10 protein-coding genes and 1 riboswitch are annotated in these 13,670 nt (G+C 44.6%); of the genes, 6 read left to right on the forward strand and 4 right to left on the reverse strand.

Annotated elements, in window-relative coordinates; genetic code table 11:
• Nucleotides 1-13: 13 nt before the first annotated feature.
• Nucleotides 14-160, reverse strand: a riboswitch (cobalamin riboswitch).
• A gap of 134 nt (nucleotides 161-294) precedes the next feature.
• Entirely contained in the window at nucleotides 295-2,256 is a 1,962-nt protein-coding gene (locus QUA90_RS14190; RefSeq protein WP_333325013.1) for a serine/threonine-protein kinase, read from the forward strand.
• Nucleotides 2,257-2,339: 83 nt separating this feature from the next.
• A complete protein-coding gene (locus tag QUA90_RS14195; RefSeq protein ID WP_333325011.1) occupies nucleotides 2,340-3,614 on the forward strand; it encodes a serine/threonine-protein kinase in 1,275 nt (424 codons plus the stop codon).
• On the opposite strand, the gene QUA90_RS14200 is transcribed toward QUA90_RS14195, so the two are convergent.
• From QUA90_RS14200 to cynS, 3 genes are all read right to left on the reverse strand, one after another.
• Nucleotides 3,606-4,202 carry a type IV pilin-like G/H family protein gene (locus tag QUA90_RS14200; RefSeq protein WP_333325009.1) on the reverse strand — a complete coding sequence of 199 codons (597 nt, stop codon included), beginning with the start codon at nucleotides 4,200-4,202 and terminating at the stop codon, nucleotides 3,606-3,608. The two genes, QUA90_RS14195 and QUA90_RS14200, sit on opposite strands and share 9 nt — an antisense overlap.
• Nucleotides 4,203-4,257: 55 nt before the next feature.
• Nucleotides 4,258-5,637, reverse strand: coding sequence for an ATP-dependent protease ATP-binding subunit ClpX (gene clpX / locus QUA90_RS14205; RefSeq protein WP_333446115.1), 1,380 nt, complete (start codon nucleotides 5,635-5,637; stop codon nucleotides 4,258-4,260).
• 227 nt (nucleotides 5,638-5,864) lie between these two features.
• Nucleotides 5,865-6,308: a cyanase gene (cynS, locus tag QUA90_RS14210; RefSeq protein ID WP_333081407.1), complete on the reverse strand. Its 444-nt coding sequence runs from the start codon at nucleotides 6,306-6,308 to the stop codon at nucleotides 5,865-5,867.
• A 451-nt stretch (nucleotides 6,309-6,759) separates the two neighbouring features.
• Between cynS and QUA90_RS14215 the strand changes: the two genes are divergently transcribed.
• From QUA90_RS14215 to QUA90_RS14230, 4 genes are all read left to right on the forward strand, one after another.
• Nucleotides 6,760-7,104, forward strand: a complete 345-nt coding sequence (locus tag QUA90_RS14215; RefSeq protein ID WP_333081406.1) for a slr1659 superfamily regulator — start codon at nucleotides 6,760-6,762, stop codon at nucleotides 7,102-7,104.
• 147 nt (nucleotides 7,105-7,251) lie between these two features.
• On the forward strand, nucleotides 7,252-9,390 hold the full coding sequence (locus QUA90_RS14220; RefSeq protein ID WP_333325006.1) for an ATP-binding protein: 2,139 nt from the start codon (nucleotides 7,252-7,254) through the stop codon (nucleotides 9,388-9,390).
• Between the two features lie 493 nt (nucleotides 9,391-9,883).
• Nucleotides 9,884-10,210: a hypothetical protein gene (locus tag QUA90_RS14225; RefSeq protein ID WP_333295897.1), complete on the forward strand. Its 327-nt coding sequence runs from the start codon at nucleotides 9,884-9,886 to the stop codon at nucleotides 10,208-10,210.
• 129 nt (nucleotides 10,211-10,339) lie between these two features.
• On the forward strand, nucleotides 10,340-12,925 hold the full coding sequence (locus tag QUA90_RS14230; protein WP_333446116.1) for a PAS domain S-box protein: 2,586 nt from the start codon (nucleotides 10,340-10,342) through the stop codon (nucleotides 12,923-12,925).
• Between the two features lie 93 nt (nucleotides 12,926-13,018).
• Here the strand turns inward: QUA90_RS14230 and QUA90_RS14235 are convergent, their stop codons facing one another.
• The gene (locus QUA90_RS14235; RefSeq protein WP_333446118.1) at nucleotides 13,019-13,480 is read right to left on the reverse strand and encodes a VOC family protein; all 462 of its coding nucleotides are present in this window, start codon (nucleotides 13,478-13,480) and stop codon (nucleotides 13,019-13,021) included.
• Between the last annotated feature and the right edge of the window lie 190 nt (nucleotides 13,481-13,670).

The raw sequence follows: 13,670 nt of genomic DNA on the forward strand, positions 1-13,670 counted from the left end.
GCAGATGCGTTCAAAAGTGAGTTAGATATCGGCGGGCATTCTGACTTGAGAAACCCCAAGGGTTTCATTACAGTTGCGGGACAGCGCCGGACTTGCACCGAACTTTCCCCGTTTCCTCTAACGGCTGCTCCCCGCTAGAACCGATCGCGAAATCACATCATACCGCACTTGCCGCCTTTTTTCAAAAAAGTTATGTTTGTAGGAGCGATCGTTTCGTTCGTAGTAAGGACTTTAGTCCTTATAAGATAACGGCTTCAGGACTAAAGTCCTTACTACCAACCATAGTAATTACCTATGAACGCTTTTCCTGACTTTTCCAAACATGGCTATCAAATAAGTCGCGAACTCGGATACAACAGTTTGGGCGGTCGCGTCACCTATCTCGCCACAAAAATTAACACAAAAAAATCCGTTGTAATTAAGCAATTTCAATTTGCCCAATTAGGTGCTAGCTGGACAGAATACGAAGCTTACGAACAAGAAATTAAAGTGCTGCAAAAACTGGATTTTCCGGGCATTCCCCGCTATCTCGATTCTTTTCAAACTGACAGTGGTTTCTGCATGGTGCAGGAATACAAAAATGCCGAATCTGCTGTCGCGCAGACTTTTTCCGTGCCCGATATCAAGCAAATTGCGATCGCAACTTTAGATATTTTAGTTGACCTGCAAGCTCAAAAACCGCCGATAATTCACCGCGACATTAAGCCCGAAAACTTGTTAATAGATGACCAGCTCAATGTTTATTTAGTAGACTTCGGTTTTGCTCGTCTAGGAGGTAGAAATATCGCGGCTAGCAGCGTTGTCAAAGGCACGATGGGATTCATGCCGCCGGAGCAAATGTTTAACAGGAAATTAACAAAAGCCTCCGACCTTTACGGCTTGGGGATAACACTAATTTGCTTGTTAAGTGGTACGAAATCTGCGGATGTCGGTAATTTAGTTGATGCCAATTATGGCATTCATTTCCGGCATTTAGTACCGCCATTGCAGCAGGGTTGGATGAATTGGTTGGAGAGGATGGTAGCGCCGAGATTGCAAGACAGATATCCATCGGCTGCGGATGCTTTAACTGCGCTAGAATCTTTGGATGTCAGCAGCTTGCCTAAAGTGAGAATTGAGCGCGATCGCATTCAATTCATCGCCGCAGAATATGGAGAAAAAGTAACACAAATCGTTACCGTTAGCAACCCTATTCCGGATACAATTTTAGCAGGTCGATGGGAAGTAGCACCGCACCCGAACGATCCGCCACATACTCCTTACGACCACCCTTACATCTCCTTTGAACCGCAGAAATTTGAGGGCAATGAGGTTAGGTGCAAAATAACGGTAGATACGAGCAAATTGCTAGCAAGTAAAATTTATCATCGCCAGATGATACTCCATGTTAATTCCGATCCAGATACCCAAAAAATTGAGATTCAAGTTAAAAGTGCTCCTCTTATAGAACCCAAGAAAATGCCATATTTGTTTAAAGATAGAGGGAGTTTTATGTTGGTGTTTATCTGCGTCGGTTGGCTGCTAAGCAACCCGATGGACCCACCGATGTTTTTCACGTTAATAGCTGTCCTACTTCCGGGTTTTGCAGCAGCAGAAAAGACGCTCTATACAGAAAAAGAAAAGACTATATATACAACAGGAAATAAAACTGTAAATTGGTTTCAATCTATCTTAGGAGGCACTTTAGGGATTACAGCAATATTGCTGGCAGCGACTACTGTTTTATCACTTGTTGGTAGTGGTTTTGGTAATAGTACGGGTAAAGAAATCGCTTTACTTGTTGGTTTTGTGATCTCAGCTATAGTTGGTGCTTCAGGTGGTTTTGAGAATAGTAGGAGTTGGACAATGCTGGCATTTGTAGCTTGTGGACTTTTGATTGTCTTTTCTTTACCGACAAGTATAGCAGTGATATTTGTGCTTTTTGTTACTAATTTGGGTTGTTTTAAGGTAGTTTATACCTTAGCTAAAGCCAGGAGTTACGAACAGATTAAAAGAGGTTTTTTTAAGAAAGATGCTGTAGCAATCGCATTTCTAACCGCTGGATTTTACATCAGTTTAGGAGCTGTATTTCAACGGTACTTAAGGTTGGCAAATGAGATGGGTTCGATCGAACCATTAAAAGTTTTAGTTTTAGCAGCAAGTGCGACTGCCCCTCTCCTCGTCACCGCTATTCCCTTACTTTACTTGATTGTTCTTAAAAGAAACAGAATGATGGCTGGCTACCGCAAATCCAAGCCATATTTGATTAAACCATAATCAACAGTTCCTACTAATAACTTTTGTTGGGATTCTTCAATAATTTTAAATACTGAAGTCCTTACTACAAACTTTACAAATTTATGAACGCTTTTCCTGACTTTTCTAACTACGGCTATCAAGTAACTTGCGAGCTCGGGTACAATCGCGCCGGCGGGAGAGTTACCTATCTCGCTACCGAAATTAATACCCAACGTTCCGTCGCTGTCAAACAATTTCAATTTGCCCAAACAGGCGCTAATTGGGCTCAATATCAAGCGTGCGAACAAGAAATTAAGATTTTGCGAGAACTCGATCATCCCAACATTCCCCGCTATTTAGATTCCTTCCAAACTGCATCGGGTTTCTGCATGATTCAGGAATACAAAAATGCCGATTCTCTCGCTATTTTGCGCCAGCTAACACCGCAGCGAACCAAACAAATTGCTATCTCTGTTTTAGAAATACTCAAATACTTGCAAAACCGCGTTCCGCCAGTGATTCACAGAGATTTAAAACCGGAAAATATCTTGGTGGATGATCGTCTGAATGTCAGCCTTGTCGATTTTGGATTTGCTAGAATCGGCGGGGGAGAAGTGGCCGCCAGCAGCGTTGTTAAAGGCACTTTGGGCTTTATGCCGCCAGAACAAATGTTCAATCGGCAGCTAACAGTTGGATCGGATTTATATAGTCTCGGCGCAACGCTAATTTGCTTGCTAATCGGCATCCATTCTACTGAAATTGGCAGCTTGATGGACGATACGGGGGGGATTAATTTTAAACCTCGCTTGCCGCAGCTAACTCCAGAATTTCTTGACTGGTTGCAAAAAATGGTGGAACCTAATTTCAAACACCGTTATCCTTCCGCAGATGTGGCCTTAAATGCTTTGATTCCCCTCGAAGTAGTTCAGCAGCCTAATAACTTAAAACCGGTATTGATATCAGTCGGAATATTAACAGCAATTTCTGCTATTTTTATTCCGCTTTTTTGGAAATCTCCCGAACCTCAAACAGCAGTAGATATCAAACGAGTAATCAACTCAGAAAAATTAAACCCTAAGACTCAAGTAATGTTAACTGACGAATTAGAATCAACGAAACTTAGGAATGTTTGGTCTTTGAAGAAAAACAAAAAAGTCTATTTTGCTGTAAGTGCTGCTAACTTGCCAGAAGGAGAATATAGAAGTTATTGTAAGGTTGTCAACCCTCAAGGACTATTGGCAGCCCAAAGTCAATCTTATTTAAAAACGACGGGCGATCGATTAAATACTTGGTGTTGGTACAATTTTCAAAAGGATGACAAGCCGGGAAAGTGGAAGTTTGAATTTTACTTAGACGGTGAAAGAGTGGCGCAAAATAGTTTCAAGGTCTTACCTTAAGATAGTTGTTCCGGGCTGGCAGTGAATTTCTTTGCCGTCAAAAGTTGGCGGATTCCAAGTTTCTGCATAACTTGCATTAATTCGATCGCTCTCGCAAATGGCAGCAATAGTTGTTATGCCACCCTTTTCTTTAAAAGCAAACACTGCGCCAGTGTAGGATTTCCCGGTGTTCATATCATTAGGTTTCGCAATCGCGATCGCGCTTTCAAATTGTGCTGGTTTGCGGTGATTGTGCAAAGTTTGAACCGGGCCCATTGATGAAACGATCGTGTAATTATAGTTATTGGTCTGTTCTTTAATTCCAATACCCAATTTTCCAATGGAATCGCTAAATTGACCGTATTCTGCATAGTAAGCTTGCTGCGCTCTATTGATGCTTGAAATATATTGTATGGCTTCAAAAAAATTCTTACCCCTTGACGGGGACGGGGGCGGGACGATCGTATTGAGTGGGAAATCGTAAACTGACGCCATGATGCCAGCCACAACCGCGCTGTAAATTGCAATCCTCGGCAGCAAACTGGATACTAACAATCTCGATTTTTTACTGGCTTTAGCTACATTGACTGACATTTTTTTAACTGTCATAAAGTAAATTTGCCAAGCTTGTAGGGTGCGCCACAAGCACCCTACAGATTACAAATTATGCAGTTTCGTGCTGCCGCCATGCGGGATGCCACAGCAATTCAGCAGTCGATCGCTTCTCGACCATTTCAGGAGTAATCATACAGTTAGCCACATCCTTGCGAGAAGGCAACTCGTACATCACATCCAGCATTAACTCCTCTAAAATGCTGCGAAGAGCTCTCGCGCCAGTTTTGCGTCGATAGGCCTCCTGGGCGATCGCCCGTAGCGCTTCCGGCTGGAATTCCAACTCCACGCTGTCCATCTTCAATAGCTTTTGATACTGCTTCACCAGCGCATTCCGGGGCTCGGTCAATATCTGCATCAAAGCTGCTTCATCCAGCGGCGAAATCACCGTTACCACCGGAATCCGCCCCACAAACTCAGGAATTAAACCAAACTTGACTAAATCGTCCGGCTGTACCTGCTGCAAAATATCAGCAGCCCGCTTGTCTTTCGCCGGCAAAGTCGAGTTGCTTTCGCTTTCCGTTGGCTGAATAAAGCCTAAAGATTTTTTACCCAAACGCTGTTCAACTATTTTTTCCAAACCGACAAAAGCACCGCCACAAATAAATAGAATTTTGCTAGTGTCAACTTGAATAAAATCTTGGTAAGGATGTTTGCGGCCGCCTTGCGGGGGAACGTTAACCACTGTTCCTTCCAACATTTTTAGCAGCGCTTGCTGAACTCCTTCTCCCGATACATCCCTAGTGATCGAAGTGTTTTCGCTTTTGCGAGCAATCTTGTCAATTTCATCAATATAAATAATGCCACGTTGCGCCGCTTCAACATCAAAATCTGACATTTGCAACAGCCGCAGCAAGATATTTTCTACATCGTCGCCGACATATCCAGCTTCTGTCAGTGTCGTCGCATCCGCTACTGCAAACGGAACTTCGAGCATTTGCGCCAAACTTTGCGCTAACAAAGTTTTGCCACAACCTGTGGGCCCGACTAGCAGGATGTTGGATTTTTGCAGTTCTACATCGCTGTCAGGGGAAGACTTCTCGCTATCTTTAGCTTGGTCAACGCTCAAGCGCTTGTAGTGGTTGTAAACTGCTACAGAAAGAACTTTTTTTGCTGAATGCTGGCCGATGACGTGGTTGTCTAAATGCTGCTTAATCTCTGTTGGTTTCGGAATTTGAGCGAGAACGATTTTCGATTTGTTCGATCGACCCGGGCGCCGGGTTCCTTGTCCCTGAGACTCTCGCACCTCTGATTGGGGAATCTGTTGACCAATTGTTTTACTGGAGTCAAAGAACTCCTCCTCTAAAATTTCATTGCACAGTTCCACGCATTCATCGCAAATGTAGACGCCGGGCCCAGCTATTAACTTGCGGACGTACTCTTGCGACTTGCCGCAAAAGGAGCATCTGAGATGGGAGTCATATTTTGACATATTTGCCTCTTAATTTACGGTTGCGGTTGCTTGTTTCGACTGGGGAAGTTGCCGCGGGAGCGACCTTAGCTTTGCCCTAGAAGGGTTTCCCGATCGGACACCCAAGCCAGTCAAGCTTCGCGATCTCTATTTCTAAGTTAACACTTTTGAGGCTTTAGTCATTAGTCACGAGTCATTCGATAAAATTTGAATTTTTCATTTTCACTTGAAAATAAAGCCGCACGGGCTTACCATTTTTTGTATTCCAAAAATTTTCCCGACATAATTATTTTCACTCGATCGCCTTTTGGGTCTGCTTCTTTCTCGACATCCATAGTAAAGTCGATGGCGCTCATAATCCCGTCACCAAATTTTTCGTGAATCACTGCTTTGAGTGGCATCCCGTAAACCTGCATAATTTCATAGAAACGATAAATCAGAGGGTCAACTGGAACCGGGGATTCCAAAGAACCTTTTAAGGAAGGTTCACAGAGAACCGCAGCCGTCTCGCTATCTAGCCCCAAAGCCGAGATAATTTTTTCGGCTTCATCTGCTGATGCGGTAGCTTGACGATAAAGAACCGCCGCAATCCAAACTTCGTCGCGCCCCAAAACTTTTTCCAAATCTGCAAAACTAATTCCTTGAGCTTTTTTAGCAGCCAAAAGCTTTTCTGTAATTCCTGAAATTGCCATTAAATATTCTCCCCTTCACTCCAGTGTCAGATGTGAAATATCTCTCATGTTTTGGGGATTTTGTCAATACCAAGTTGAGAATAAAATCCAATTGATAGCTCGGATCATCAGCAAAAGCCGCTCTCGTCAACCCACAACTCATACAATTTGAGATTTGAGATTTGAGATGTTAGGTTGGCAATGACTGATGACTATCAGGGTTTGGAGCTAGTCAACAGTTGCATTCTTTTTGCCAACTGGTATCACAACTCACACAACTGATAAATCCTAAAATAACTCATAACTGCCCTGTGGCAATGGTACAGTTGGCACTATATGTAATAAAAGTTACACAAGCCAAGGCATTCGGCATTGGGCAAACGGCTGAATTTTGATCGTGCTAGCCTGAAGCTCAATCCTCGCTCACGCAGGCAAGCCCCTTTACCACTCAAAACCGGCAACTGACAAAAGTATGGAGATTCAGACCAAAGATTACACGATCCAGTACGATCGCGCTACGCAAACAGTCACCTGTAGCGGCTCGTTCCGACTCAGCCAGGCGGAAGAATACGAACCGATCGTCGATCTGCTCAACGAAGTGGCTGACTCCTGCCCAAACACCGTTACTCTAGACTTGCGAAAGCTAGAATTTTTAAATAGTTCTGGAATTAATATTGTCTCAAAATTTGTGATCAAAGTCCGCCAGCAAAAAAATATTCAAATCGCCATCAAAGGCTCTAAACAGATCCCCTGGCAGATAAAATCCCTGAAGAACTTGCAGCGGCTGATGCCTTCCTTGCACTTAGAATTGGAATAATAACGAAAAAGGTAAACAGGAATCCCCGGCTAAGTCCGAGAACCAGGATGAGGGTGGCTGAAGTTAATCGCAATAAGTCATAGTTAAACTAGCACAAAACCCTAAAAAACTTCAGAACCGACTAAAAATTACCAATTTTCAATTGCTATGCAGGAAGAACCATCCACAGAACAGCTACTTTTCGACGTTCAGCGGCTGAGTGCGGAACTTGAAAACTTGAAGCGCGAAAAGGTTGACCTAGAAATTTTGCTGGAGACTACCACCGAACATTCAGATACGATGGAAGCTCACTTGCTGAGCAAAGCTCAGTTGGCGCTGCGTTCAAGCGAAGAGCAGTTTCGGGCGATCGCCTCGGCAACTCCCGTGCCGATATTAGTTTCTCGCCTCTGTGACGGCTTAATTATGTATGCGAACGCTCAATTGGCTTCTCTCCTGAACATACCCCTAGAAAAATTGATCGGCTGCTGCACTCCAGACTTTTACTTCAACCCCGCAGATCGCCCAAAGGTACTTGAGGCACTTGCTAAAGAGGGATACCTGCAAAACTACGAAATCCACTGTAAAAAATCAGACGGCACCGCTTTCTGGGCGATGATCTCGGTTCAGTCGCTGGTGTTTAACGGGCAGCCGACAGCATTGTGCGCCTTGTACGACCTCACCCAGCGCAAGGAAGCAGAACAAACCCTCCAAGAGAGCGAAAAGCGTCTCCGCCGCCAGAGTTTGGCTTTGTTGCAGCTAGGTAGGCAGAGGACTCTCAACAGCGGTGCGCTGAATGTGGGAATTCGCGAAATTACCGAGGCTGCTGCCCGGACTTTGGATGTGGAAAAAGTCAGCGTCTGGCTTTACAACCATGGAAGATTTGGAAATCGCTACCCCAGCGATCAGCAGCTAAATTTTACGGAGAGAGTGCTCGCCCACAACCAAACAGAGCCACTCGATACAGAGGCCACTACCCCTGATCAAAACGAGGGGGTTAATCATTCTAAGTTTAAAATCCCCAACCTCAAATTAGTTTGTCTCGACGTGTACGATCGCACCCAAGAGAATCATTTGAACCGGGAGTCCATATCGGCAAGCGATTTAAATTTATCAATTTTAGATGTTGAAGGCGACGCACCGGGCGAAAATTTGCGATCGGACAATGCTTTAGAACCTACGACAAAGACTCAAAACTCTCTACAAACAAATTTGTCCCACTCATCTTCCCTAGCCGAACATTCCGGTGTGCTGCCAAATGCCAGCAAGCCGAATTCATCCATATTAAATGTAGCAATTAGGCTCGGTGGCCAGATCGTGGGCATCCTCTCTCTCGAACATATCGGCGCGCCCCGCCAGTGGGCTCTGGAGGAGCGCACCTTCGCTGATTCTTTGGCAAATTTGGTAGCACTGGCGATCGAAGGATTTGAGCGCCAGCGGGCTCAGGAAGCACTCTCCAAAGCCAAAGCGCAGCTAGAAATGACCGTCGATCAGCGCACCACTCAACTCACCACCGCCAATAAACTGCTCCGCATCGAAATTGCCGAGCGCAAAAGAGCCGAAATAGCCTTGCAAGAAGCCTTACACAAAGCTGAAGCAGCTTCGAGAGCTAAAAGCACTTTTTTAGCCAATATGAGCCACGAGCTGCGGACGCCGCTCAACGCGATTATCGGTTACAGCGAAATGCTACAAGAAGAAGCACGGGAATCGGGACTCGAAGAGATCATTCCCGATACCCAAAAAATTTATAACGCCGGCAAACACTTGCTGACTTTAATTAACGATATTTTAGACCTTTCTAAGATAGAAGCAGGTCGGATGGAGCTTTATTTAGAAAAATTTGACCTCAGTAATTTAATAGAAGAAGTTGTTGCAACTTTGCACCCTTTGGTCGAAAAAAATCACAATCAATTGCAAGTTTCTTGCTCTGAAAATTTGGGAGTGATGTATGCAGATTTGACTAAAGTCCGGCAAATTCTGTTCAATTTGCTCTCGAATGCCCTGAAGTTTACCGAAGGTGGAACGGTGCTGTTGAGTGCGACTCGCGAACCAGCAGGCGATAGCGATTGGGTGTATTTGCAGGTATCTGATACGGGGATTGGAATGTCGGCTGAACAGCAACAGAATTTGTTTCAACCTTTTATTCAAGGGGACGCTTCGACTACTCGCAAGTACGGCGGCACCGGTTTAGGATTGGCCATTAGCCGCTTGTTTTGCCAGATGATGGGCGGCGATATCACTGTGGAGAGTGAGTTGGAGGTGGGCTCTACTTTTACTGTTCATTTAAAGACAAAAGTTGATATTAGTTAGAAGCAAGTTGGGTAACTAGCAATGTAGCGGATTTAAGGGATTTAACGGGTGGGTATTTTTCCAGAAATTGTGGACCGGATTTAACGGATTTAACGGATAGCAAAAGATGGAAGAATTTCCCCCTTACTAATTTTCCCATTACCAATTACCCATTACCAATTACCAATTCCCTTTTTAATTGTGACACCGATCGCGATCGACCTCTGTTGTCGATCACACAGTAGCATTTTTTTTCAGCCTAGAATACCTATATTATTCCAAGATTGTCCTGCAGGCACGATCGGGGGCCTCGCTGCATTCACAATTCCCACTTCAACCTAATTAAGGCGGTGGGGGGTTGCTTCCAGAAAGGCAATTTGGTAAAAGTAATGCTATGGTCGCGAAGCAGTAGAAGGCAAAATTTAACAGGAAATCAGGAAGTTTCAAAAGTCTCTGGACGCAGAAACACAATTCTGCTTTTTGCCTTCATACTGCTTCTACGGGCGAGATAGCAATGCTGCTGAAAGCAATGCACAATTTCTCAGAATCAAAGGAGTGCATCTACATGATTAAACCTTGCAGTCAACCGCTAAAAATAAACCCTTTTACTTGTTATCGCGATCCGGCTACAGGCAGGTGGACTACTGTAGTTACAAGTGTTCCAAACACTTGCGAAACAGACTCTAGTTTAAAAGCAGAAGCCGAAGGCGAAAACGAAGGTAAAGCAGAAACGATCCTTTCTGCTTCACCTGCTGTCTCGGTGTCGAAAAAAGTCCTTTCTTTCTCCCTGCCTCAGTTTAAACACCGTGCCAAAAAATCTGCTGTTAGTGTCAGCAGGTAGCTATCGCAGGGGTCTAATCTAGTTTCCACGGTTAGTCCCCCACGAGGGCGCCATAAGAAAACGAACTTATCCATAGCCGAAACTGCCAAAAAGCGATATACTGGCAGCAAACTTTCTCCTTCAATATCCGTGAAGTATTTGCTCGATCGCTGCCTCCACTTTGTATGGACAGACCGACCAATTCGTCAGCGGGGAACAGTCATCATTGCTATTCCCATGATTTTTCTGTTTGCTTCGCTGCTAGCAATTGCAGCCCTCCGGGATAGTGCCATACAGATAAGAAAGCGGGCAGATACTAATAGGGCATTACTTCAGGAAACTAACCGCATGATAACCCTGGTGGTGGATGCGGAAACGAGCGTTAGGGGTTATGGGTTGACAAAGCGCCGCGAATTTCTATCACCCTACTTAGAAGCAAAGAAGAGTTTGCCTCCGCTGCTGGCTAAACTCAACGTTTTGGTTCAAGAAAACAAACTGCAAGCTCAGCGATTTGAAGAAATTAAAAAAAGTACCGAACAGCATATAAATTTCTTGCAAAGCACTTTGAATAAGCTGGACAGTTCGGCAATAAGGATGCAGTCGCCGGAAATAATTGAGGTGTTCACTCAAGGCAAATTGAGGAGGGAGAACCTGCGCGCAAAAATTAATGTGTTTGCTAATGCCGGCGAAGCCTACCAGAAAAGTCTAGATCGGCAATTAGGGGAGTTGGTAGATTTCATTAATTTTGTGCAAGTTGCGGGTTTACTTTCCGGCTGTTTGGGTGCAGGGGCTTCCTGGTATTTATTTGATAGTTTAGAGAAGGAATTGAGCAAGCGGGAAGCTGGCTTGGAAGAAAGTAAAAGTCGCATTCAAGCTGTGGTAGACAATGCGGCTGACGGTATTATTACTTTGGACGCACAGGGAAATATTGAGTCTTTTAATAGGGCAGCAGAAAAGATTTTTGGCGAGAAAGCCGATCGAATAATTGGCTCTAACCTGCGGCGACTGATAGCTCAACCGCAGCCGTACAGCAGCGTGGGGGATTATTCGGTCGAATATTTTGTGTTACATCCAGATACTACGCTGAAGACTTACCAGCAAGAAACAGTTGGAATTCGCCACGACGGAACTAAGTTTCCGATGGAATTAGCTATCAGCGAAATGCGTCTGGCAAATCAACACTTGTTTATTGCGATTTGCCGCGATGCCAGAGGACGAAAACAAGCCGAGGAAACTCTGCGAAAGCAAGCGCAAATGCTGAATTTGGCAAATGATACGATCGCGGTACTAGACTTGAATGGGGCAATTTCTTATTGGAATTTGGGGGCGAAGTGGCTTTACGGGTGGCGGAAGTCGCAAGCAATAGGAAAAAATATTCACAAGCTTTTACAAACAGAATGGACCCAACCTTTTGAGGTAATTCAAAAAGTATTTTTCGAGAAGGGTTCTTGGCAAGGAGAACTGGTGCGAACTAAGAAAGACGGGACAAAAATAACGGTGGCAAGCCGATGGACTTTGCAGTACGACGATCAAGATCAACCGGTTGCTATTTTGGAAATCAGCAACGATATTAGCGATCGCAAACGCTCAGAGATTGCTTTAGCCCAAAGCGCCCAGCGGTTTCGCGCTACTTTTGAGCAGGCGGCAGTCGGCATGGTTCAAGCGAGTGTAGAAGGTAAATTTCTGTTAGTCAATCAAAAACTTTGCGAAATTTTAGGCTACAGCCGCCAAGAATTGGTGGAGAAAAAATTTCAGGATATTACTTGGCCTGGAGATTTGGCAAGTGAACTGGAACTTGTGCGCCAATTGTTAGCAGGAGAAATTGAAAATTTCTCTCTGGAAAAGCGCTACATCCGCAAAGACGGAGAGTTGGTGTGGGCAAACTTGACGGTTTCGCTGCTGCGAGAACAAAATGGCACTCAATTTCTGATGAGTGTGGTTGAAGATATTAGGGATCGCAAACAAGCGCAGGAATCGCTGCGGTTGCGCGCTCAAGAATTGAGGTTAACAGCCCAAAATCTGGCTCAAACGACGAATGTTTTAAGAAAGCGGAATCAAGAATTAGACCAGTTTGCTTATGTAGTTTCTCACGATTTGAAAGCGCCACTCAGGGCGATCGCAAATCTCAGCAGTTGGATAGAAGAAGACCTCAGCGAGTCGATGACAGAGGATACTCTGCACCAAATGAACCTGCTGCGTGGCAGAGTTCACAGGATGGAAGGTTTGATTGAGGGACTGCTGCAATATTCCCGCGTCGGACGAATTCAAGTGCCTTCAGAAATGGTAAAAGTTGAGAATTTATTAGCCGAAATTATTGATTCGTTGGCGCCACCCTCTGGATTTGAGGTGAAAGTTGAACCGGGAATGCCAACTTTTGTGACAGAAATATTGCTGTTGCAACAGGTTTTTTCTAATTTAATTAGCAACGCAATTAAGCACAACCGAGCTGAATCGGGTCACGTAAAAATCTCGGTTAAAGAGTTAGATGATTTTTACGAATTTTCTGTAGAGGACGACGGGCCGGGAATTGATCCTCAATATCACGATAAAGTTTTTGTGATTTTTCAGACCTTGGAAGCTCGCGATAAAGTAGAAAATACTGGGATTGGTTTGTCGCTGGTGAAAAAAATTGTCGAAGGTCAAGGGGGCAGTATTTCCATAGAATCTGCCGAAGGTGAGGGAGCTACTTTTCGGTTTACTTGGCCGAAGCAACCTATTAGCCAAGACGGAACATAAAACAACTCTAAAGGTAGGATGTTTACGGATTACCGCAATCCAAAGAGTAAATGTAGGGTGCACCCGGACTACAGAGAACCCGATAGCGAGTGTTTAAACTGGATCACAACGGATTTCGATGATAAATCCATCAGGATCGTAAAAGTAAATGCCGCGTCCTGTAGCGCGAGTGACGGGGCCGCTGTCGATCGCAATTTGATTAGACTTTAGCACTTCCAGAGCGCGATCGAACAAAGCCGGATCGATGTCGAAGGCTAAGTGGTTGGCGCGGGTAAAAGCTTTCTCCGGGTCTGAATTTGGCGGTTCCAAGTCTGGCTGCCAAAATAAGTCAATAACAGTGCCGTCTGGGGTAACGAAATTAGCGACTTTACCAGCGGCTACCATTTCTGTTAAAGTTGTGGGAATTTCTGCACCTGTTAGTTCGTGCAGGCCGAGAATTGTACCGTAGAAGTGGCGGGAAGCTTTCATGTCGCGCACGTTTAAAGCGATATGGTGAACGCGGCGCAAATTCCCCGGCGCGAGGGCAATTTTGACGTTGTTTTCGGTAGTTTGCATGATTGTCATCAATTGCGAATGTTCAAATTGAAAGCAGTTTGATTTATTCAGATGATGCCCTGTAAAATAATCATTTTAAGTTTGTAGTGAGGACTGCTGCCATCCGATTTCTAGGAAGACTTCAGTCCTCACTACCAACACTTTTATTCGGGTCGTGCGATCGCACATACTATCCATTAGTATTATTTTT

It is taken from the genome of Microcoleus sp. D3_18_C4, from assembly GCF_036702355.1.
GTDB lineage: Bacteria > Cyanobacteriota > Cyanobacteriia > Cyanobacteriales > Microcoleaceae > Microcoleus.

Bases quoted from the DNA above. Each gene is read 5' to 3' on its own strand.
- clpX (WP_333446115.1), bottom strand. From the start codon at position 5,637: ATGTCAAAATATGACTCCCATCTCAGATGCTCCTTTTGCGGCAAGTCG.
- QUA90_RS14200 (WP_333325009.1), bottom strand. From the start codon at position 4,202: ATGACAGTTAAAAAAATGTCAGTCAATGTAGCTAAAGCCAGTAAAAAA.
- QUA90_RS14195 (WP_333325011.1), top strand. From the start codon at position 2,340: ATGAACGCTTTTCCTGACTTTTCTAACTACGGCTATCAAGTAACTTGC.
- QUA90_RS14235 (WP_333446118.1), bottom strand. From the start codon at position 13,480: ATGCAAACTACCGAAAACAACGTCAAAATTGCCCTCGCGCCGGGGAAT.
- QUA90_RS14190 (WP_333325013.1), top strand. From the start codon at position 295: ATGAACGCTTTTCCTGACTTTTCCAAACATGGCTATCAAATAAGTCGC.
- QUA90_RS14220 (WP_333325006.1), top strand. From the start codon at position 7,252: ATGCAGGAAGAACCATCCACAGAACAGCTACTTTTCGACGTTCAGCGG.
- cynS (WP_333081407.1), bottom strand. From the start codon at position 6,308: ATGGCAATTTCAGGAATTACAGAAAAGCTTTTGGCTGCTAAAAAAGCT.
- QUA90_RS14225 (WP_333295897.1), top strand. From the start codon at position 9,884: ATGCTGCTGAAAGCAATGCACAATTTCTCAGAATCAAAGGAGTGCATC.
- QUA90_RS14215 (WP_333081406.1), top strand. From the start codon at position 6,760: ATGGAGATTCAGACCAAAGATTACACGATCCAGTACGATCGCGCTACG.